We start from the raw sequence: 20,842 nt of genomic DNA on the forward strand, positions 1-20,842 counted from the left end.
GCGCCGGCGAGCTTTGCGTTGATGCTCAGTCCGTGGTGCGGCGCGCGTAGTTGCGCAGCGCGAACGGCATGAACAGCAGTGTGAGCACGACGGCCCAGATGAGCGTCGACAACTCCGGGTAGCGCAGTGGGAGTGCGGCGTCGGCTCCCGCGGCGGGTCCGTTGCCCCAGAGCACACGCATCGCCTGGATGAGTGACGAGATGGGGTTCCACTCGGCGATGGTCCGCAGCCACGGCTGCATCGCCTGGGTGGGCACGAACGCGTTGGAGACGAACGTCAGCGGGAACAGCACGGAGAACATGAACCCGTTGACCGCTTCGACCGACCGCAGCCACGAACCGATCATCACGCCGAACCAGATCATCGCGAATCCGAACACCAGCACCAGGATGAAGCCGAGCGTTCCTTCCCACACCGACGTGGTGATCCGCCAGCCGATGATGACGCCCGTCAGTGCCATCACGACGATGCCGATCGACGAGTGCAGCAGACTCGCGATGCTGCGTCCGATCAGCACTGCCGACCGTCGGATGGGGAGCGACCGGAAACGGTCGATGATGCCCTTCTCGATGTCGGCGGTGATACCGGTGGCGACGATGAACGCGGTGAACACGATCGTCTGACCCATGATGCCCGGCAGTAGGTACTGCTTGTAGTTGATCGCCGGGTTGCCCGCGCTGATCGCCGGTCCGAAGACGTAGGCGAACAGCACGACGAACATGATCGGCTGGATCGTCACGTCGGAGAGCATCTCCGGCATGCGTCGAGTGTGGATCATGTTGCGCTTCACCATGATCCACGCCTGTTGCCAGACGTTCGTCGGGTGGATCGGTGGGCGTTCGACCAGTTGCGATGTCATCGATGTGGTGCTCATCGGGTGTCTCCGCTCGAGGTGGGGGCGTTGTCGGTGCCGGCGTCGGCATCGTCGTCTGTGGTGGTCTCGGCGCGGTGGCCGGTGAGGGAGAGGAAGACGTCGTCGAGGCTCGGTCGGGCGAGTCCGATGTCGTCGACGGTGATCCCCGATTCGTCGAACCAGGCCGCGATGCGGGTGAGGTCGGCGAGGCCGGAAGCCGACGAGGTCAGTGTGCGGGCGGTCTCGTCGACGAACACATCTCCGCCGTTGCGGCGCAACAGTTCTTGCGCCGCGGGCAGTGACGCGGCGTCGGACACGGTGATGACCACGCTTGCCGCGCCCGCACGTTCTTTGAGTTGCAGCGGGGTGCCCTCGGCGATGACCCGACCCTTGTCGATGACGACGATGTTGTCGGCCAGTTGGTCGGCTTCCTCGAGATACTGCGTGGTCAGCACCAACGTGGTGCCGCCCGCGACCAGGCGTCGCAGGACATCCCACAGTTCGGCGCGGCTGCGCGGGTCGAGGCCGGTCGTCGGCTCGTCGAGGAACAGCACCGGGGGTGCGGCAAGCAGGCTGACGGCGAGGTCGAGACGTCGGCGCATGCCGCCGGAGTAGGCGCGGACCTGTTTGTCGGCGGCGTCGGTCAGCGAGAACTGTTCGAGGAGTTCGTCGGTTCGTGCGGCCAACGCCTTTCGGGTGATGCCGTACAGGCCGCCGACCATCCGCAGATTCTCGCGGCCGGTGAGGATCTCGTCGACCGTGGCGGCCTGACCGGTGAGCCCCATGTTGCGGCGCACCATTTCGGGGTCGGTCCGGACGTCGAATCCGGCGATGCGGGCGGTTCCGCTCGTCGGAAGCGAGAGTGTGGTCATCATCCGCACGATCGTCGTCTTGCCTGCGCCGTTGGGACCGAGCAGACCGAGAACCGAGCCCGTGGGCACGTTGAAGCTGACGTCGTCGACGGCGGTGAAGTCGCCGAAGCGTTTGACGAGGTTGGTGGCCTCGACGGCGAGGTCGAGGACGGTGTCGGGTGGGCCGGGTGTGTGGCCTGCGGTGGTGGGTGGCGCTGGCTGGCTCATGGTTCCTCACGGTATCGGGCGAGTCGGACATCGGCGACTGAGTTTCGGGGGCCGGGTGGTGTGAACGGAGTACAGGTGTCGACTCGTGACCGGCCGAGAATTCATCGGTGGACCCGCACATACGTCGATCAACAGCCCACTTCTCCGCGACTGCGGTTAAACTCGCTCGGGTGACGGCGATCAAAGTACGCGATGCCGCGACGCTTCTCGGGGTTAGCGACGACACCGTTCGACGCTGGCTGGCCTCCGGCGAGCTCGAGCCGGGTGGCGGCGAAGCAGTCGCGACCGTCGACGGCGTCGGTCTCGCAGCGCTTGCGCGTCGCCGGTCGCGCGTCCCCGACGACGACGGCACCGGGGTGCTGCGATCGGCGCGTAACAGGTTCACCGGACTGGTGACGGACCTGGTCGTCGACACCGTGATGGCTCAGGTGACTCTGCAGTGCGGGCCGTTCGAGGTCACATCGCTGATGAGTGCCGAAGCCGCGCGAGAACTCCGACTCGAACCCGGCGTCGTCGCGACCGCGGTGGTCAAGGCGACGACGGTGATCGTCGAACGTCCTGATCCGAACAAGTGACCCGCGTGCGCGGGAGAGAAGTGAGAACTGCTGTGTCATCGCGTGCTGGGTCGTCTCGTCCTGTACCGGTTCGTCGTCTGCTGGCCGTCTGCGCGGCGCTCATCGCCGTGATCGCCGCCGTCGCCGGATGTTCGTCGGACAGTGATTCGTCGAGCGGTGCTTCTTCGAGTACCGACGGGCAGAAGGTAACTCTCAACGTGTACGCGGCAGCGTCATTGAAGAACACCTTCACCGAGCTGGCCGACGCTTTCGAGAAGGCACACTCCGACGTCGACGTGAAGCTCAGCTTCGCGGGGTCGTCGGCGTTGGTCACCCAGATCAACCAGGGTGCTGACGCCGACGTGATCGCCACCGCGGATGAACGGACGATGCAGAAACTCGGCGACAAGGCGGTCGACCCGGCCATCTTCGCCACCAACACACTGGTGATCGCCACGGCGCCGGGAAATCCCAAGCAGATCAACGGATTCGCGAGTCTGAAGAATGCCGACGTGAAGACGGTCGTCTGTGCGCCGGAGGTCCCGTGCGGGGCGGCGACGGTGACGGTCGAGAAGAACACGGGCGTCGAGTTGTCTCCGGTGAGCCAGGAAACGTCGGTGACCTCCGTGCTCACCAAGGTCACCTCAGGCGAGGCCGACGCCGGTCTGGTCTATGTGACAGACGCGAAGTCGGCGGGCAACAAGGTCTCCACCGTCGACGACCCGGCGTTCGCCAAGGTGGTCAACAAGTATCCGATCGCAACGGTCAAGGGCACCAAGCATGCCGAGCAGGCGGCACAGTTCAAAGACATGGTGACGGGTCAGACCGGGCAGGAGATCTTGGCTGCCGCAGGCTTCAAGCCCGCGAGCTCCTGAGTAAGTCATGCGTCAGATTCCGCTGTGGGTGTATGTCCCCGCCGTCATCGGAATCTGTTTCATCCTGATCGGTCCGCTCGCGATCATCGTCCGAATGCCGTGGGGAGACTTCTGGGGTTCCATCACCTCGCAGGCATCTCTCGACGCTCTGCGGCTCGGTGTGCTGACCGCGGTGGTGAGCACACTGCTATGCGTCATCCTCGGCGTGCCGATCGCCTTTGTCTTCGCTCGGTTTCAGGGAATCGCTGTCCGCGTGCTGCGCGCAGTGGTGTTGTTGCCCTTGGTGTTACCGCCGGTGGTCGGTGGCATCGCGCTGCTGTACGCACTGGGCCGCTACGGGCTGGTCGGTCAGTATCTGGACCGCGCAGGAATCCAGTTGGCGTTCACGACGGCCGGTGTGGTTGTCGCGCAGACGTTCGTCGCCATGCCGTTCCTGGTGCTGAGCGTCGAGGGCGCGTTGCGGTCGGCCGGAGCGGACTACGAGCAGATCGCCGCGACGCTGGGCGCGAGTCCGACGAGGACTCTGTGGAAAGTCACACTGCCGCTGGTCTTTCCAGCACTCACAGCCGGTGCGGTACTAGCCTTTGCGCGGGCGCTCGGCGAGTTCGGCGCAACCATCACGTTCGCGGGTAACCTGCCGGGAACCACGCAGACGGCACCGCTGAAGATCTACCTCGACTCGATCAACGATCCGATCGAGGCCCTCCCGCTGTCTCTGGTGCTGATGGTTGTTGCGCTGTTCGTCGTCGTCGCCGTGCATCTACGACGGTCCCCGGCGGTGGGTGCGTGAGCGGCCTGCGGGCGTCGATCCGTTGTGCGACGCCATTTCTCGAGATCGACCTCGACGTCGCAGATGGGAAGACCTGCGCGATACTCGGACCCAACGGGTCGGGTAAGAGCACCACCCTCGCCGTGCTGGCCGGACTACGACGCACCGACGACTCGACGGTCGACTACGACGGCCGCAGTCTGCAGGACGGGAAATCCTTTGTGCCACCGCATCGCCGGTCGGTGGTGCTGCTTGCTCAGCAGCCACGTCTGTTCCCCCACATGAGCGTTGCGCGCAACGTCGCATTCGGGCCGGAGTCCGCGGGTTTGTCGCGCAAAGAGGTGGCAGCCCGTACCGAACGATGGCTCGCCGCGGTCGGTGTTGCCGAGTTCGCCGACCGTTCCCCGAAACAGCTGTCGGGGGGACAGGCGCAGCGTGTCGCGATCGCACGCGCCCTCGCGACCGAGCCAGACGTCCTGCTCCTCGACGAACCGTTCGCTGCGCTCGATGTGGATGTGGCACAACAGATGCGCACGCTGTTGCGGTCGCTGATCACCGAGCGGAAGGGCTGCACGGTGCTCGTCACACACGACCTCGTCGACGCTGTCGCACTCGCCGACGACGTCGTGATCATCGAACGCGGACGGGTCGTTGGGCGCGGTCCCACGCGAGAGGTGTTGCGGCGTCCGGAAACAGCGTTCACCGCCGCGCTCACGGGGCTCAACATGTTCGTCGGGACCTTCGAGCCACCCGCGACGGTAGTAGGGGTTGCGGGCGGCGGCAGGGTGACGGGCGTGTCGGCAGACGTGAGCAGACCGGGCGCCGGGGCGGTGGCGACCTTCTCGCCGCGTGCCGTTGCGCTGTATCTCGATGCGCCGCAGGGCAGTCCACGCACGGTCTTGAGCGGAACGGTCTCGGAGGTGATGCCCCAGGGCGATCACGCGATCGTGCGGTGCGACGTCGACGGGCAGGTGGTCTCGGCGGAGGTGACGTGGGGAGCCGTCGGAGATCTCGAGCTCGACGCCGGCCGCGGGGTCTACCTGGTCATCAAGGCTAACGAGGTGCGCGTCTACGAGGCGACGTCGTCGGCGGACTCGGCGGCCGTCGACCCATCGGATGTCGACTCAGCTCGGGACTTGGGCTCGTCTCCCGACTTGGGCTCGCCTCCTGACTTGGCGTCCGATTCGTAATACTTGTTGGCTTCCAACACTTTTGCGCGTAGGCGCCGGTAGCCGCGGACCGACAGCGGGGAGATCGACCGCAGGTAGAAGCGGTTTTCGTCGGCGATGTCGTCGGCCATAGGTTCGCTGACCAGCGTGCTGCCCGGCCGCGCTGAACCACACAGGCGCGCAGCTATGTTCACGGGCTCGCCGAAGACGTCGCCGAGTCGGGAGAGAATCTGTCCGCGCGCAAGTCCGACGCGCAGTGCCGGGATGGGCTTGTCATCGCTGAGTTCGTGTATTGCGAGTGCTGCCTGCGCGGCGGCATTCGACGAGCTGAACGTGAACATGACGCCGTCGCCGAGGGTTTTGACCACGTGGCCGCGGTACCGGGCCACGACGTCGAAGGTGCGGTCCTCGAACGTCTCGAGTAGATGCTCGAGCTCGTCGAGAGGGGTACGTCGAGACAGGCTGGTGTAGCCGACGATGTCGGCGAACCCGACGACGAGCTCGATCCGCTCGTCGGATTCGCGGGATTCGTCGCGCGTCATGGACATGTCGAGGTGCCTGCGCCAGATCAACTGCTGCATCACGCCCAATGCGTTCGCCATCTGATCACGGGTCCACGGAACGTCGGGATTGCGTTCGAGTTCGGTCAACTGGTCGGCCTGCCACTCGGCGAGGCGTGACATTGTCTGCCCGATCGCGCGTGCGGTGGCGACCTGCGCCACCTCTGGCATGGTGTGCTCGGAGTCGGCAAAGAGTCCGAGTGCCTTCACCTCTTCCGCTGTGAAGATCTTGTCAGGTGTCGACTGTCGCGCGAAACCGAAAGCGTTCCAGATCTTTTCGGCATACTCGGGAGAGAGTCCCAGCTCTTCCACGAGTTCATCGCGCGTGTATCGCGGCTCGGGAGCGCTCAGTCCCGAACGTTCCTGGTTACTCACAGACGCCCCCGCCCATGCCGTGCTCCCTGTGCATAGGTCAACGGTAGCGGTTCGCCGACCTCATAGTCCCAGGACGCCCTTCATCAGGTAGGGCATCTCGGCTGCGAAGTCGGGTCGGGTGGTGCCGCGGCGCATACGCACGGCGTCGTTGACGATCGACAGGGCGGCGTGCACCGCCACCGCGCGCTGATCGGGCCGGACGTCGGGTTGGATCTGGCCGAGGAGGTCGATCCAGCGTCGGACGTAGCGTCGCTGGACGTCGAGTAGCTCCGCCGCGGCCTCCTGCCCGGCGAAGACCGCCGAGCTGTTGAACGCCACGGAGAGGTCGGGCGTCGAGGTGATAACGGTGACGTAGGAGTCGACGAGGAGCCCGAGGAGCTTCGCGGGGTCGGCGGTGGTCGACTGCGCGGCCATGACTCCCGTCTCCAGCCGCATGGCGCTGCGCTGGCCAATGCCGAGCAGGATGGCGAGCTTCGACGAAAAGTGTTTGTAGACACTGGGTCCGGTGATTCCGACGGCGGCGCCGATGTCGTCGACCCCCACGTCGGCGTATCCGTGATCGGCGAAGAGCGCGGCCGCGGCGTCGAGGATCTCGTCACGCCGCGACGACGAGAGGCCGGCGATGGTGGGCTCGGGAGGTAGGTCGGGTGCGGTCGCGGGGCGCAGGTCGAGCAGGCGTTCGGTGAGTACGACGAGTTCGGCGCGCGCACGGGCCGCCGACATCCGCGAGTTGTGTACCGCGAGGCTGCCCGCGACGCTCAGTGCCGCCCACCCCAGTGAGCGGGCCTCTCGGTCGGACAGGCCGGGACACTCACTGACGATCGCGGTCGCCCAGCGCGCCAGGACCTGCTGGGTGCGCAGGACCATCTGCTTGTTCTGGTCCTCGGACAGATAGTTGCTCGTCCACCGCCACAGCGACACCGATTCGGGGTGGTGCACGCCGAGGTCGCAGAGTGCGTTGATCAGTTCACTCAGGGGTCGTTGACCGTCGCCGAGGGTGCGGTCGGTGCATGCCTCGAGGTCGTCGATGCCCGCGAGCACGGCCGCGGACAACAACGCCTGCTTGTCGTCGAAGTGTCGGTAGACCGACGGCGCGGTCACGCCCGAGGCGCGGGCGATGTCGGCGACCGAGACATGCGGGTAGCCACGATCGAGGAACAGTGCCGCGGCATGGTCGACCAGCTGCCGTTTGCGGTCGGCAGGCCGTGAGCGGCGTGGCTTCTGAGTAGACATTGTTAATCGACCTTAGCTCAGATCTGTCCGCTTCCGCGACTAGTTGACCACCTGCTATAGCCAAAGAAGTGATCCCGCGTTAGCCTCGTAAGGTAACCATCGCTGGTTCATGTGAAAGGAACATTCGTGCCTGATCAAGCATTTATCTACGAGGCGATCCGTACGCCGCGTGGCAAGCAGCGCGGTGGGTCGCTGCACAGCATCAAGCCCGTCGACCTCGCGTCCGGCCTCATCAACGAGGTTCTCGCACGTCACGGCAGCCTCGACCCCGCCGACATCAACGACGTCATCCTCGGCGTCGTCTCGCCGGTCGGCGAGCAGGGCGGCGTCATCTCGCGTACCGCAGCTCTCAACAGCGGCCTGCCCGAGACAGTCCCCGGCACCCAGATCGACCGCTTCTGCGCGTCGGGCCTCGAGGCCACCAACCTCGCAGCGGCCAAGGTCGCGTCCGGCTTCGACGACCTCGTGCTCGCCGGTGGCGTCGAGTCGATGTCGCGTGTCCCGATGGGCAGCGACGGCGGCGCACTCTTCATGGACCCGACCACCGCGTACGACAACTACATCGTGCCGCAGGGCATCGGTGCCGACCTCATCGCGACGATCGAGGGATTCAGCCGCGAAGACGTCGACGCCTTCGCAGCAGAGTCGCAGGAGCGGGCCGAAAACGCTTGGAACGGTGGATACTTCGCCAAGTCGGTGGTCCCGGTTCGTGACATCAATGGCGTGATCGTGCTCGATCACGACGAGCATCGTCGTCCGGGTTCTACCGTCGAGTCGCTCGGCAAGCTCAAGCCCGCGTTCGCCGCGCTCGCCGAGATGGCAGGCTTCGACGACGTCGCGCTGCAGAAGTACCACAGCGTCGAGAAGATCGACCACGTTCACACCGGTGGCAACAGCTCCGGCATCGTCGACGGTGCGTCGCTGGTCCTCATCGGTAGCGAAGAGGCAGGCAAGCGCAACGGACTCACCCCGCGCGGTCGCGTCGTCTCCTTCGCGGAGATCGGTTCCGAGCCCACCATCATGCTCACCGGTCCCACCCCGGCCACCGAGCTGGCGCTGAAGAAGGCCGGACTGACCGTCGACGACATCGACGTCTTCGAGCTGAACGAGGCGTTCGCCGCGGTCGTCTTGAAGTGGATGAAGGACCTGAACATCCCGCACGAGAAGGTCAACCGCAACGGTGGCGCCATCGCAATGGGTCACCCGCTGGGCGCAACCGGCGCGATGATCTTCGGCACCTGCCTCGACGAGCTCGAGCGCACCGGCGGCCGCTACGGCCTGATCACCCTGTGTATCGGCGGCGGCATGGGCGTCGCGACCGTCATCGAGCGTCTCTGACCTACAGAAGGACTTTCAAAAGCAATGAGTGACAACATGATTGGCTGGGAGAAGGACGCCGACGGCGTTGTCGTCCTCACCATGGACGACAAGGCGCAGGGCGCCAACACGATGAACGACACGTTCATCGCCTCGATCGCCGCGACCGTCGACCGTCTCGAGGCCGAGAAGGACGACATCACCGGTGTCGTCATCACCTCGGCGAAGAAGACCTTCTTCGCGGGTGGCGACCTCAAGGACATGACCGCAGAGCGGACGCAGTCCAAGGAAGAGATCGCCGCGTCGATCACCGAGCGCACCAACGGCATGAAGACCGTGCTGCGTCGCCTGGAGAAGCTGGGCAAGCCCGTTGTGGCAGCCATCAACGGTGCCGCCCTCGGCGGTGGCCTCGAACTCGCGCTGCACACCCACTACCGCGTCATCGCCGACGTGAAGGGTGCCGTCGTCGGCCTGCCCGAGGTCACCCTCGGCCTGCTGCCCGGTGGCGGCGGCGTCGTGCGTACCGTCCGCCTGCTCGGCATGCAGAACGCGCTGATGGGCGTGCTGCTGCAGGGTCCGCGTTTCAACGCCACCAAGGCCAAGGAGACCGGTCTGGTCGACGAGGTCGTCGGATCGGTTGAGGAGCTCCTGCCCGCTGCGAAGGCGTGGATCAAGGAGAACCCCGAGGCACAGCAGCCGTGGGACAAGAAGGGCTACAAGATTCCGGGTGGTGCTCCGACCAACCCGTCGGTCGCGGCCAACCTTCCCGCATTCCCCGCTCTGCTTCGCAAGCAGATCAAGGGCGCGAACATGCCTGCGCCGCGCGCCATCCTGGCCGCTGCCATCGAAGGTGCCTACGTCGACGTCGACACCGCCGACCTCGTCGAGACCCGCTACTTTGTCTCGCTGGTCACCGGCCAGGTCGCGCAGAACATGATCAAGGCGTTCTTCTTCGACCTGCAGACCATCAACAACGGTGGCTCGCGTCCCGAGGGCTACCCGAAGTGGCAGGCCAAGAAGGTCGGCGTGATCGGTGCCGGAATGATGGGCGCCGCAATCGCTTACGTGTCGGCCAAGGCAGGCATCGACGTCGTTCTCAAGGATGTGTCGCTGGAGAACGCGGAGAAGGGCAAGGGCTACGCGGTCAAGCTCGAGGAGAAGGCACTCTCCCGCGGCAAGACCACCCAGGAGAAGAGCGACGCGCTGCTCGGTCGGATTCACCCGACCGGCGATGCCGCCGACTTCAAGGGCGTCGACCTTGTCATCGAGGCCGCTTTCGAGTCGGTCGAGGTGAAGAACAAGGTGTTCCAGGAGATCGAGGATGTCGTCGAACCCGACGCCGTGCTCGGTTCGAACACCTCGACACTGCCGATCACGATCCTCGCCGAGGGCGTGAAGCGCTCCGAGGACTTCATCGGAATCCACTTCTTCTCGCCGGTCGACAAGATGCCGCTGGTCGAGATCATCCGCGGTGAGAAGACCTCGGATGCGGTGCTGGCCAAGGTGATCGACTACACGCTGCAGATCCGCAAGACCCCGATCGTCGTTCACGACAGCCGTGGGTTCTTCACCAGCCGCGTCATCGGTACGTTCATCAACGAGGCCATCGCCGCCGTCGGTGAGGGCATCGAGCCTGCGTTCATCGAGCATGCGGGCACGCAGGCCGGCTACCCGGCAGCACCGCTGCAGCTGTCCGACGAGCTCAACCTCGTCCTGATGCAGAAGATCCGCAAGTCCAGCGAGGACGGCGCGAAGGCCGAGGGCAAGGAACTGCCGCAGCACGGCTCCTTCGAGGTCATCGACTACCTGGTCGACGAAGGTCGTCCGGGCAAGAAGGAAGGCGCGGGCTTCTACGAGTACGACGAGAACGGCAAGCGTGTCCGGCTGTGGCCGGGTCTGCGCGACCACTTCAAGTCGGGCAGCACCGAGATCCCGTTCGAGGACATGCAGGAGCGCATGCTCTTCGCCGAGGCCCTCGAGACCGTCAAGTGCTTCGACGAGGGTGTCCTCGACTCCGTCGCCGACGCCAACATCGGCTCGATCTTCGGCATCGGCTTCCCCGCGTGGACCGGTGGCGTGATCCAGTACATCAACCAGTACGAGGGTGGACTGCAGGGCTTCGTCGACCGCTCGCGCGACCTGGCCAAGAAGTACGGCTCGCACTTCGAGCCGCCTGCCTCGCTCGTCGAGAAGGCCGCCAAGGGCGAGAAGTACTGAGTTCTCTGATCTGGCCGGGTCTCTGATCTGGCTGAGTCTGAAGTGACCCACACGAGGTGGGGGAGGAACTTTCCTCCCCCACCTTTTGTGTTCTCTACCCAGTCGGACGGATGGAGCGCACAGTCGGCGGGATGGGGCGCACGGTCGGCGGGATGAGAGATCAGTCGGCTGAGGGAAGTAGGCTTCAGAATCCGCCGCAGATCAGCGGCGAGAATTGTCAGACCTCGTCTGTATGTTCGATGTATGTCCTTGGAAACCTTCTCCGACCCGGCCGGCGCGGCCGACGCCACAGGCGTGCCCGCGTCGCAGCCGCCGGTGCTCGCGCGCGTCGCCGAGGACGAATCTCTGTCGAAAACCGATCTGGTCGAGGTGATCGCGCACTGCGCCTCCACCATTGCCTCTGCACAGTTCCGCCTGTTGACGGCGATCAGTCTCATCCACGAGGAGCACGAAGAAGACTACGGCGTCGAGATCGGCGAACTGACCGACGGCCGAGCAGACTCACCAGAAGCGGTGCGCGAGTTCGCTGCTCGTGGACAGACCGGTGACGACCCCCGCGCACAGTACGGCCCCAATGGTGTGGAACGCACCATCGCCGACGTCGGCGCCGTGTTGTCGCTACCGCCGGGTCGGGCACGCGAGTTGATCATCGACGCCCACGCCCTGCGCTACCGACTCCCCTACACCTCCTCACTCCTGGCCTGCGGGCGTATCGACCTGCAGCGGTTCCACATCGCTGTCGCCCGCACCAGCCTGTGCGGCTCCGACACCATCGACGAGGTCGACGCCCGCCTCACCGCCGCCCTCTCAGCACGTGATCATCTGTCAACGACACGATTTGCTGCGCTCGTCGATTCTGTTGTCGCCCAAGTCGATGCCGAAGCCGTCAAACGACGTCGTGCCCGCATCGACGCCGACCGCAACGTCCAGGTCCGCCCCGACCGGTGGACTCCCGGCCAATCCCGACTGAGCGGCACTGTGCCCGCCGCCTCCGGCGTATTGATCGACCAACGCCTCACCCAACTCGCCAACAGCGTCCACGACGCCGACCCCCGCACCCACGCACAGCGCCGAGCCGACGCACTGACCGCATTTGCCAACGGCGACACCAACCTCGCCTGCCGGTGCGACACCTGCACCAGCCCCGACGCCAGTGACGTCGACACCACCGAACCCACCGCGACGCCTATGCCGATGCCGGTGGGTCCGCGCGCGATGATTCATGTGGTGGCGAATCAATCGACCCTTGACGGTAAGGACGATCAGCCCGGCTACCTCGATGGTGTCGGGGTCATCGACGCCGACACCGTCCGCGAGTTGGCCGCCGACGCAACATTCGACTACCTCGACACCGGCGTCGGCGCTCTGGATCCGCGCCACCCCGACCACGCCGCGGCTGCACGCGCAGCACTGCGCTATGTGCCCAGCAAGAAGCTCCTCGCGCTGGTCCGCTCGGGTGAACTGTGCTGCACGTTCCCCGGGTGCACCAACCCGGTGTGGCAGGCCGACGTCGACCACAGCACCCCGTTTGACCACCACAACCCGTCCAGCGGTGGGTTGACCGTGCGAGAAAACCTCAAACCACTGTGCCGGTTTCATCACCGCACCAAAACGTTTGGTCGATGGCGTGACTACCAACTCGACCTGCAGACAGCAATTTTCGTGTCCCCCACCGGACACACCTTTGTCGGCAACGCCTTCGGCGGACTCGATCTGTTCCCCAAACTCATCCCCACCAAACCACCCGATCACCCCGCGCGCCGAACCATCGACACCATCCACGCCCAACGACGCGCGAAAGTCGCACGCGCCGAAGAGAAGTGGAACGAAGAGAACCCGCCACCCTACTGACGGGCCTCCCTGGGATCGTCCAGCCTCAGTCGGTGCCGGACTCGGCGTCGCTGAGCGCCACCACGAACTTGGTGCCGTACGGCGCATCCTGCACCAGACGCAAGCGCGCCAGTGCGGGGTGGGCGTCGAGCACGCGACCGGCGTTGGCCAACGAACGCAGCGCAGCAGTTTCTGCGCGTGCGGTCTCCAGCTTGGCCAGTCCACGTGCCTTGGCAGTGACCAATTCGGTTGCTGCCGACCGGATCTCGGTGGGCAAGATTACATCCTTGACCAATACGTCGAGTACCTCGATGCCCGCCGCCCGGCCGGCACGTGCGGTCGCGGCGATGATCGGCCCGGTGTCGACGGTGTCGGCTCGGGTGATCACCTCATCGACGGTCACGGCTGCGCAGACTTCACGCAACGCCACCTGCGCGGCGAGGTAGACCGACGCCCACGGGTCGCTGGCCCGCTCGGTGAATGCGACCGCGTCGACAACCGTTGCGCGGACGGCCATCGTGACGCGCAGCGACACGGAGTCGGACGTCAGGATGTCCTGCGGAGCGAGGGTCATGACGCGCTCGCGCATGTCGACGAACGTGTACACGGCACCCCTGCGCTTGCGATACTCGCCGGGCGAAAGGTGCAGGGAGAGTTCGCCATTGCGGTACTCGAGTCCCGTGTACCCGATCGGTACGGAGATCTTGGGGAACCACCGCTTGGCGGGCTTGGTCGCCAGGCGGAGTTCGGTGAAAGCAGACATGGTGCGAACCTCCCTTCGTTTGTCGCGCATGTCGTGTGTGCAAGTAGTTGTCAGGTGTGTATTCGGTTGTGGCGCAGAATGTTCGGCAGGCGACACCGCCCGCGGGAGATCGCGTCGATGGGGTCGCCCGCGGACCGACCGAAGTCAGACGTCGGACGACCGCAGGACCGGCGTCGACCTTGAGTTCCCGGGGGTGGCGTCTGGTGAGGAGTTGAACCTCGGGCTTTAGGAGCCCTGCCATTTCCGTGAATGGTGCTCGAGAGTCCAACGCGCAGAACATGATCGCCGGTACCCCGGGATCGGCTGCTCTCTCGTGCGAGAGGTAACGATGCCAGAGCGGGTTGGGCGGGGGCAACGGGTTTTACTGGGCGGAGTTGGGGCTGGGGTGGGGTGGTTTCGACTTCGGTGCTCGCAAGCTCGCGCCGGCTCAACCAGCGGAGGGGTGCGCTCAGCGCGTGGGGGTGGGGTGGTTTCGACTTCGGTGCTCGCGAGCTCGCGCCGGCTCAACCAGCGTGGGGCGCATCAGCGCGCGAGGAACGCGGCGACCGTCGACTCGAATGCCTCTTTGGCCTCGATCATCACCCAGTGTCCGCAGCGGGGGAAGATGTGTAGCTCGGCGTCGGGGATGAGACGCATGGGGGCGAGGGCCATGTCGGGTGGACTCACGCGGTCGTCGCGGCCCCAGGTGAGCAGTGTGGGGCAGGAGATCTTGTGCATCATCGCCCAGTAGGGCGGGATGTCGGAGGTCGCGAGGAACTGCTGCTGCATCTCGAACGACGCCGAGCCGTACATCGCGCGACCGGTGGCGAGCGCTTCGGGATTCATCGCGGCCTCCCACCGCTCGGAGATGAGTTGCTCGGTGACGAGATCCTTGTCGTAGACCATCGCGCGGAGCCAGCGGATCAGCTTGTCGCGGTCGGGGTCGTCGGCGAACTCTTGGAGTAGCCGCAGTCCTTCACTTGGGCTCGGGCTGAACAGGTTTGGCCCGACACCGCCGATGGTGACGAGTTTTTGGACGCGGTCGGGTTTGCGGATCGCGAGGTTGACGCCGACGACGCCACCCATCGAGTTGCCGATCATCGGTGCGGCAGCAATCCCGAGCGCGTCCATGAACGCGAGCACGGACTTGCCTGCGGTGAGAACGGGCATGCCCTCCCAGGGATCGCTGACGCCGAAGCCTGGGAACTCCAGGACGAAGCAGTGGTGTGTCTGCGCGAAGACCCCGAGGTTGCCGCGATAGTTGCGCCAACCCGTGACTCCGGGGCCGGAGCCGTGAAGCAGGATCAGCGGCGGCGCGTCGGGGTCGCCCGCCTCGTGATAGCGCAGCACGCCGTTGTCGGTGCTCAGTTCGCGCCTGGTCTCGTCGTAGGTGACATCCACATGATCAGACTAGAACGTGTTCTAGTTTCTTGTCACGAGTTGGGCGGCTCAGGCGCCGAGGGATTCCGCGTCCTCTTCGCCGAAGCGCTCTTCGAGCAGTTCGGGCGAGACGTCGACGTCGATCTCCTCGACGGGGCGGCCCCGCGCCGATTCGATGGCGCTGAGTCGACGCTGCGCGCGGTCGGCGGCGTAGGAGAGGAACTCGGAGTTGTCGATTCCGAACGGTGGCTCGTCGAATTGGGCGTTGACCCACTCGATCATCCCGAGCGCGAGCGGCATCAGTTCGCCCATCCGAACGCCGACCGCATCCCACAGGCTGTCGTCGGCCGCGACGTGGCGACGGCACGTGAAGGTGCCCCACGCCATGTGGCGACGCTCGTCGTCGCCGATGAACTTGATGATGCGCTGCATGCCGGGCAGGATGCCGCGCCTGGTGCAGATCCGTTGCCAGGCGTAGTAGCCCGTCAGGGCGAGTGAGCCCTCGATGACGTGGTTGTAGGTGACGCTGGCGCGGATCTGGTTGAGCGGCGACGGATCGTTGTCGAGGCGGTGAAGCGATTCGGGGAGTTCTTCGTAGAAGAGCTGCCGGTAGTAGGGGTTGTCGGCGACGTAGGGGTTGAGGTCGTCGGTGAGGCCGATGGAGTCCATCCAGAGCCGGAAGACCTCGGTGTGCTTGGCCTCTTCGAAGCAGAACTGCGACAGATACATCTCGTCGCCGAACCGCCCTTCGGCGGCCATCGCCTTCATGAACGGCTGGATGTCCTGGGTCACGGCCTCCTCGCCCGCGACGAACTGCGCGACGAGAAACGTTGCGCTGCGCTGTTGTTCGGCGTCGAGCTCGTACCAGTCGGCGGCGTCGCGCGACATGTCGATGGCCGTGGGATCCCAGAACCGTGCGTTGCCCTTGACGAACAGGCGCAGCGGTAGGGATTGCCAGTTGAGGCCGCCGCGTCGCAGCGACGCGAAATCCTGACGAGTGATGGGCTGACGATCGGCGAGAGTCATGGCGCGCCGATCAGCGATCGTTCGGGACTCATACGCTGACGTTAGCGCCGCGATCGAACTCGACCGGTTGGATTGCGCGAACTCTCAGGTTACTCACGCGTCACTTGCGTCGCCGTTCGCGAGTGCGTTCTGGCTGGGGGTCGTCTCGCGCTCGGCGGTCTCACTCTCACCGGTTCGGCGCGACAGCTTGCTGGGCCACCAGATCCGTCGTCCGATGTCGATCGACAGCGCGGGCACGAGCAACGTCCGCACGATGAGCGTGTCGATCAGGACTCCGAACGCCACGAGGAACGCCACCTGGGCGAGGAACAGCAGCGGGATCACGGCAAGCGACGCGAACGTCGCGGCGAGCACGACACCCGCCGAGGTGATCACGCCGCCGGTCGCGGTCAGCCCGCGGATCACACCCTGGCGCGTGCCGTGAGTCTTCGATTCCTCGCGCACGCGTGTCATCAGGAAGATGTTGTAGTCGATGCCCAACGCGACAAGGAACACGAACGCGAACAGCGGCACCACGGGGTCTGCGCCGGGGAAACCGAACGGTCCGTTGAACAGCAACGCCCCGACGCCGAGCGTCGTCGCGAACGACAGCACGGTGGTGCCGAGCAGGATGACCGGCGCGACGATGCTGCGTAGCAGCAGGATCAACACCGCGAGCACCACGAGCAACACGATCGGGATGATCAGATTGCGATCGTGCTCGGCTGTGGTGCGGGTATCGAGGTCGGTGGCGGTCGTACCGCCGACGACAGCGTTCGCGTCGTCGATCGGATGGACACGTTCGCGAATCCGCACGACGGTGTCCTGCGCGGCGAGTGAGGCGGCGTTGTCGGTCAGCGTCGCCTCGATGGCCACGCGGTTGTCGCGGACCACAGGCGTCTGGCCCGCGGTGTAGACCTCGGCCCGCGCGACGCCGTCGACGCTCTTCACAGCGTCGAGAACGGCCGAGGCCTGCGGGGCGTCGGCGATGATCCACGTCGGTGAGCCGCTGCCGGCGTCGAAGTGGCGGGCCTGGACGTCGGCGCCCTCGACGGACTCGACGCTGCCGAGGAAGAAGTCGGTCTGGGCGATGCCGTCGGAGCGGAACATCGGGGCGAATGCGGCTCCGATGAGCAGCACGATCAGGGTGGATGCCCAGATGACGCGCGGTCTGGACGCGACCTTCTCGGCGATCCGGTGCCAGAAGCGGTGCGTCGAGGTGGTGGTGCCCGACTCGGCGAGGTGGGGTCGGACGGGCCAGAATGCGGCGCGGCCGAGGAGCGCGAGAACCGCGGGTAGGAACGTCATCGACGCGAGGAACGACGCCACGATGCCGATCGCCGCGACCGGGCCGAGGCTGCGGTTGGAGTTGAGGTCGGAGAACAGCAGGCACAGCACGCCGAGGATCACCGTTCCGGCCGACGCCGCGACCGGCTCGATCGTCGCACGCCACGCAACCTTGATCGCCTGATACTTGTCGGCGGTCTGTGTCAGCTCCTCACGGAAGCGCGACACCAGAAGAAGTGCGTAGTCGGTCGCCGCACCGAACACGAGGATGAACAGGATGCCCTGGCTCTGGCCGTTGAGGTCGAACACGCCCTGCTTTGTCAGGAAGTAGACGGCACCGGACGCGAGGCCGAGCGCGAAGACCGCCGAGATGATCACGACGAACGGGAGGATGGGGCTGCGGTAGACGATGACGAGAATGACGATCACCACCGCGCCCGCCACCAGCAGCAGGAGGCCGTCGATGCCCGCGAACGCCTCGCCGAGGTCGGCGACCTGGCCGGCTGGGCCGGTGACGTAGACGCTCAGTCCGTTGGGCGGATTGGCCAGGAGATCGCGGAGCTTCTCGACGGTGTCGGCGGGCTCGCCCGCGGTCGAGATCGGCACGATGAGCTCGGCCGCCTTGCCGTCGGCGGAGCGGATCGCCGGTGAGAATGCTTTGCCGAATCCCTCGGTGCCCGCGAGCGGTGTGATGGTGTCGGTCAGGTACGCCGCGTCGGCGTCGGTGAATCCCGACGAGCGTTCGGCGACGACGATCGCGGGGATGTAGCTGGTGTCCTGGAACTTCGCGAGTTCGTCGTTGACGCGGGTCGACTCGGCAGAGGCCGGCAGGAACGCGGTGTTGTCGTTGGTGGAGACCGACGCGAGTTTGCCCGCGAACGGTCCGGTGAACGAGCCGACGACGATCCAGGCGAGGATGCCGAGTGCTGGGATGAGCCAGCGGAGACGAGAGGTCGACGACGCGGTCCGCCGCGGGCTGGCCATGCCGTCTATCTTGGCATGCTGCCCGAAATGCCCGGCTGAGTCAGGGACTCGAGCGGCTCAGCTGGACGAGACGGCTCAGTCGGACGAGCGCTTCGTCGAGACGAGCAGCGTGACAAGGCGGATGCCGAGGCCGATCAGGGCGAAGCTGCTCGCCATCTGGATCGACACGACGATGCGCGCTGGTTGCGACGCCGCGGCGATGTCGCCGAAGCCGGTGGTCGTGAACACCGTCAGGCTGAAGTAGAGCGCGTCGACCCGCGTGAGTCGGAGATTGAAGCTGTCGGTGCCGTACTCGGAGAGCAGGAAGTACGTGGTGGCGAAGGCGACGATGTAGAACGTTGCGAGTGCTGCGATCATCTCGACGGCTGTCGCGACCGGATACGGAGACCGGATGAAATGTCGAATCTCCCAGCCGCAGAACGCGATCAGCAGCAGTGCCCCCACGACAAGGCCGATGAACTTGGCGTCGTTCTCCTGGTTGATCGGCAGCAGGAAATAGCCGACGAGCAGCACCAACCCCGCGAGCGCCGGACGCAGCAGTGCGCTCGCGAGGCGTGGGCCACTGATCGCCGAGTTGCCGCCGGAACTCGGGGACTTACCAGATGCGGACACGGTCCACATCGGGCAGGAACAACTCGTCGCCCTCGGCGACGTCGAACGCGTCGTAGAAGGCGTCGATGTTGCGAACGACACCGTTGCAACGGAATTCGGGCGGGGAGTGGGGATCGATGGAGAGTCGACGAATCGCCTCGGCGTCGCGGGTCTTGGTGCGCCAGATCTGCGCCCAGCTGTAGAACACACGCTGGATGCCGGTCAATTCGTCGATGACCGGGGGCTCGGTGCCCTCGGTGGCGAGGCGGTAGGCGACGAGTGCGATCGACAGCCCGCCGAGGTCGCCGATGTTCTCACCGATCGTGAACTCGCCGTTGACCTTGTACTTGTCGTCGAGTCCTTCAGGGGTGAACTCGCCGTACTGTTCGATCAATGCCTTTGTGCGCTTGGAAAATTCGGTGCGATCGGCATCGCTCCACCAGTCGACGAGGTTGCCGTCGCCGTCGTACTTGGCGCCCTGGTCGTCGAATCCGTGTCCGATCTCGTGGCCGATCACCGCGCCGATCCCGCCGTAGTTGGCGGCGTCGTCGGCGTCGGGATCGAAGAACGGCGGCTGCAGAATCGCTGCGGGAAAGACGATCTCGTTCATGCCGGGGTTGTAGTAGGCGTTGACCGTCTGCGGCGTCATGAACCACTCGTCGCGGTCGACGGGGGAGCCGATCTTCGAGAACTCCCGCTCGTTCTCGAATGATGCTGCGCGCGCATAGTTTCCGATGAGGTCACCCCGGTCGACGGACAGGGCGCTGTAGTCACGCCACTGCGCCGGGTACCCGATCTTGGGGGTGAACTTGTCGAGCTTGACCAGCGCGCGCTCGCGGGTCGACGGTGTCATCCACGGGAGGTCGGAGATGTTCTGGCGGTACGCCGCAACGAGGTTGGCGATGAGCTCGTCCATCCGGGCCTTGGCCTCGGGTGGGAAGTGCTCCTCGACGTAGAGCTTGCCGACGGCGAATCCCATTGCGCCCTCGACGAATCCGACGCCGCGCTTCCAGCGGTCGCGAATGGTCTCGGCGCCCGTGAGGGTGCGGCCGTAGAAAGCGAAGTTCTCGTCGACGAAATCTGACGACAGGTACGACGCTGCCGAGTGCAGCAGTCGCCAGGTCAGCCACGTCTTCCAGTGTTCGATCGGCGACTCGGCGAACAGCGTGGTGACGTCGTCGATGAACGACGGCTGACCGACCACGACCTCCGCGAAGGTGACGTCTCCGACGGTCCCGAGGCCACCGAACCACTCGTGGATGTTGAAACCCGAAGCGAGCGAATCGAACTCGCCGAGCGAGAAGAGGTTGTAGGTGAGGTCGGCGTCGCGTCGTCGAACCACGTCCCAGTGATGGCCCGCGATGGCGGTCTCGAGGTTGAGGACCGTGGTCGCGCGCGCATCCGCGTCGTCGTAGCCTGCGAGCGCGAACATGCGTGAGACGTGATCTCGGTATGCCTCACGGGTTTCCGCGTGGTTGTCGTCGCGGTAGTACGACTCGTCGGGCAGTCCGAGGCCCGACTGCACCACGTGCACGAGGTATCGATCGGATTGCTTGGCGTCGGTGTCGACGTAGAAACCGAAGAGTCCGCCGACGCCGTGCCGCTGCAGACGGCCGATGCGGCCGGAGAGTTCGTCGGTCGACGTGACCGCTTCGATGGCTTCGATCTCACCGCGGATCGGACCGATCCCGAGTGCCTCGATGTGATCGGTGTCCATGAACGACCCGAAGAGATCACCGATCTTCTGGGCGTCGGAGCCGCTCGGCGGATCGGCCTTGGCACATGCGGTGATGATGTCGCGGACGTTCTCTTCGGCACGATCACGCAACACGTGGAACGCTCCGTCGACCGAACGGTCGTCGGGGATCTCGTGGGTATCGAGCCACTTGCCGTTGACGTGGGAGAACAGGTCGTCCTGGACGCGGACGGCATCGTCGACCCACTCGAGGTCGATGCCGGAAGGAAGGGAATCGGTCTTCGAAGCAGTCACGACGTCCATCCTGTCACGCCGCCGCGCGACCT

General features: G+C 65.5%; 16 protein-coding genes and 1 pseudogene. 7 read left to right on the forward strand and 10 right to left on the reverse strand.

The window, feature by feature from the left end; all coding sequences use genetic code 11:
- Positions 1-25 precede the first annotated feature (25 nt).
- Both GOSPT_RS14160 and GOSPT_RS14165 read right to left on the reverse strand, forming a co-directional pair.
- The gene (locus GOSPT_RS14160; protein ID WP_039856075.1) at positions 26-874 is read right to left on the reverse strand and encodes an ABC transporter permease; all 849 of its coding nucleotides are present in this window, start codon (positions 872-874) and stop codon (positions 26-28) included.
- Positions 871-1,932 (reverse strand): ATP-binding cassette domain-containing protein, encoded by a 1,062-nt coding sequence (locus tag GOSPT_RS14165; RefSeq protein ID WP_005207008.1) that lies wholly within the window; start codon positions 1,930-1,932, stop codon positions 871-873. The genes GOSPT_RS14160 and GOSPT_RS14165 overlap by 4 nt, the downstream gene beginning before the upstream one ends.
- A 170-nt stretch (positions 1,933-2,102) precedes the next feature.
- Here GOSPT_RS14165 and GOSPT_RS14170 point away from each other — a divergent pair, with 170 nt between their 5' ends.
- The 4 genes and pseudogenes from GOSPT_RS14170 to GOSPT_RS14185 form a co-directional block, all read left to right on the forward strand.
- On the forward strand, positions 2,103-2,507 hold the full coding sequence (locus GOSPT_RS14170; protein WP_005207009.1) for a TOBE domain-containing protein: 405 nt from the start codon (positions 2,103-2,105) through the stop codon (positions 2,505-2,507).
- A gap of 32 nt (positions 2,508-2,539) precedes the next feature.
- On the forward strand, positions 2,540-3,361 hold the full coding sequence (gene modA, locus GOSPT_RS14175; RefSeq protein WP_051993914.1) for a molybdate ABC transporter substrate-binding protein: 822 nt from the start codon (positions 2,540-2,542) through the stop codon (positions 3,359-3,361).
- 7 nt (positions 3,362-3,368) lie between these two features.
- Positions 3,369-4,151 (forward strand): ABC transporter permease, encoded by a 783-nt coding sequence (locus GOSPT_RS14180; protein WP_005207016.1) that lies wholly within the window; start codon positions 3,369-3,371, stop codon positions 4,149-4,151.
- Positions 4,148-5,218, forward strand: a pseudogene (locus tag GOSPT_RS14185) (sulfate/molybdate ABC transporter ATP-binding protein); the annotation flags it as partial. The gene GOSPT_RS14180 and the pseudogene GOSPT_RS14185, both read left to right, overlap by 4 nt.
- Here the strand turns inward: GOSPT_RS14185 and GOSPT_RS24340 are convergent.
- Positions 5,200-6,234, reverse strand: coding sequence for an adenylate/guanylate cyclase domain-containing protein (locus tag GOSPT_RS24340; RefSeq protein WP_005207020.1), 1,035 nt, complete (start codon positions 6,232-6,234; stop codon positions 5,200-5,202). The pseudogene GOSPT_RS14185 and the gene GOSPT_RS24340 sit on opposite strands and share 19 nt — an antisense overlap.
- Positions 6,235-6,294: 60 nt before the next feature.
- Positions 6,295-7,467: a TetR/AcrR family transcriptional regulator gene (locus GOSPT_RS14195; RefSeq protein WP_005207021.1), complete on the reverse strand. Its 1,173-nt coding sequence runs from the start codon at positions 7,465-7,467 to the stop codon at positions 6,295-6,297.
- A 126-nt stretch (positions 7,468-7,593) separates the two neighbouring features.
- Here GOSPT_RS14195 and GOSPT_RS14200 point away from each other — a divergent pair, with 126 nt between their 5' ends.
- The 3 genes from GOSPT_RS14200 to GOSPT_RS14210 all read left to right on the forward strand — a co-directional run bounded on the left by GOSPT_RS14200 (position 7,594) and on the right by GOSPT_RS14210 (position 12,852).
- Positions 7,594-8,805, forward strand: coding sequence for an acetyl-CoA C-acetyltransferase (locus GOSPT_RS14200; RefSeq protein ID WP_039856095.1), 1,212 nt, complete (start codon positions 7,594-7,596; stop codon positions 8,803-8,805).
- Positions 8,806-8,829: 24 nt separating this feature from the next.
- Positions 8,830-11,001, forward strand: coding sequence for a 3-hydroxyacyl-CoA dehydrogenase NAD-binding domain-containing protein (locus tag GOSPT_RS14205; protein ID WP_005207025.1), 2,172 nt, complete (start codon positions 8,830-8,832; stop codon positions 10,999-11,001).
- A gap of 243 nt (positions 11,002-11,244) precedes the next feature.
- Positions 11,245-12,852 carry an HNH endonuclease signature motif containing protein gene (locus tag GOSPT_RS14210; RefSeq protein ID WP_005207028.1) on the forward strand — a complete coding sequence of 536 codons (1,608 nt, stop codon included), beginning with the start codon at positions 11,245-11,247 and terminating at the stop codon, positions 12,850-12,852.
- Positions 12,853-12,877: 25 nt separating this feature from the next.
- Here GOSPT_RS14210 and GOSPT_RS14215 read toward each other — a convergent pair whose 3' ends face one another.
- From GOSPT_RS14215 to GOSPT_RS14240, 6 genes are all read right to left on the reverse strand, one after another.
- Complete coding sequence (locus GOSPT_RS14215; RefSeq protein ID WP_005207030.1) at positions 12,878-13,594, reverse strand: slipin family protein; 717 nt, start codon at positions 13,592-13,594, stop codon at positions 12,878-12,880.
- A 522-nt stretch (positions 13,595-14,116) separates the two neighbouring features.
- A complete protein-coding gene (locus GOSPT_RS14220; RefSeq protein ID WP_005207031.1) occupies positions 14,117-14,974 on the reverse strand; it encodes an alpha/beta fold hydrolase in 858 nt (285 codons plus the stop codon).
- 48 nt (positions 14,975-15,022) lie between these two features.
- A complete protein-coding gene (locus GOSPT_RS14225; RefSeq protein WP_005207032.1) occupies positions 15,023-15,979 on the reverse strand; it encodes a R2-like ligand-binding oxidase in 957 nt (318 codons plus the stop codon).
- A 93-nt stretch (positions 15,980-16,072) separates the two neighbouring features.
- Positions 16,073-18,229, reverse strand: coding sequence for an MMPL family transporter (locus GOSPT_RS14230; RefSeq protein ID WP_005207033.1), 2,157 nt, complete (start codon positions 18,227-18,229; stop codon positions 16,073-16,075).
- A 75-nt stretch (positions 18,230-18,304) separates the two neighbouring features.
- Positions 18,305-18,850: a potassium channel family protein gene (locus tag GOSPT_RS14235; protein WP_005207034.1), complete on the reverse strand. Its 546-nt coding sequence runs from the start codon at positions 18,848-18,850 to the stop codon at positions 18,305-18,307.
- On the reverse strand, positions 18,825-20,819 hold the full coding sequence (locus GOSPT_RS14240; RefSeq protein ID WP_005207035.1) for a M13 family metallopeptidase: 1,995 nt from the start codon (positions 20,817-20,819) through the stop codon (positions 18,825-18,827). Before GOSPT_RS14240 ends, GOSPT_RS14235 begins: the two co-directional genes overlap by 26 nt.
- Positions 20,820-20,842: the final 23 nt, after the last annotated feature.

Origin of the sequence: Gordonia sputi NBRC 100414, from assembly GCF_000248055.1 — a bacterium.
Lineage (GTDB): Bacteria > Actinomycetota > Actinomycetes > Mycobacteriales > Mycobacteriaceae > Gordonia > Gordonia sputi.

Bases quoted from the DNA above. Each gene is read 5' to 3' on its own strand.
- GOSPT_RS14160 (WP_039856075.1), bottom strand. From the start codon at position 874: ATGAGCACCACATCGATGACATCGCAACTGGTCGAACGCCCACCGATC.
- GOSPT_RS14165 (WP_005207008.1), bottom strand. From the start codon at position 1,932: ATGAGCCAGCCAGCGCCACCCACCACCGCAGGCCACACACCCGGCCCA.
- GOSPT_RS14180 (WP_005207016.1), top strand. From the start codon at position 3,369: ATGCGTCAGATTCCGCTGTGGGTGTATGTCCCCGCCGTCATCGGAATC.
- GOSPT_RS14195 (WP_005207021.1), bottom strand. From the start codon at position 7,467: ATGTCTACTCAGAAGCCACGCCGCTCACGGCCTGCCGACCGCAAACGG.
- GOSPT_RS14205 (WP_005207025.1), top strand. From the start codon at position 8,830: ATGAGTGACAACATGATTGGCTGGGAGAAGGACGCCGACGGCGTTGTC.
- GOSPT_RS14210 (WP_005207028.1), top strand. From the start codon at position 11,245: ATGTCCTTGGAAACCTTCTCCGACCCGGCCGGCGCGGCCGACGCCACA.
- GOSPT_RS14215 (WP_005207030.1), bottom strand. From the start codon at position 13,594: ATGTCTGCTTTCACCGAACTCCGCCTGGCGACCAAGCCCGCCAAGCGG.
- GOSPT_RS14225 (WP_005207032.1), bottom strand. From the start codon at position 15,979: ATGACTCTCGCCGATCGTCAGCCCATCACTCGTCAGGATTTCGCGTCG.
- GOSPT_RS14230 (WP_005207033.1), bottom strand. From the start codon at position 18,229: ATGGCCAGCCCGCGGCGGACCGCGTCGTCGACCTCTCGTCTCCGCTGG.
- GOSPT_RS14235 (WP_005207034.1), bottom strand. From the start codon at position 18,850: ATGTGGACCGTGTCCGCATCTGGTAAGTCCCCGAGTTCCGGCGGCAAC.
- GOSPT_RS14240 (WP_005207035.1), bottom strand. From the start codon at position 20,819: ATGGACGTCGTGACTGCTTCGAAGACCGATTCCCTTCCTTCCGGCATC.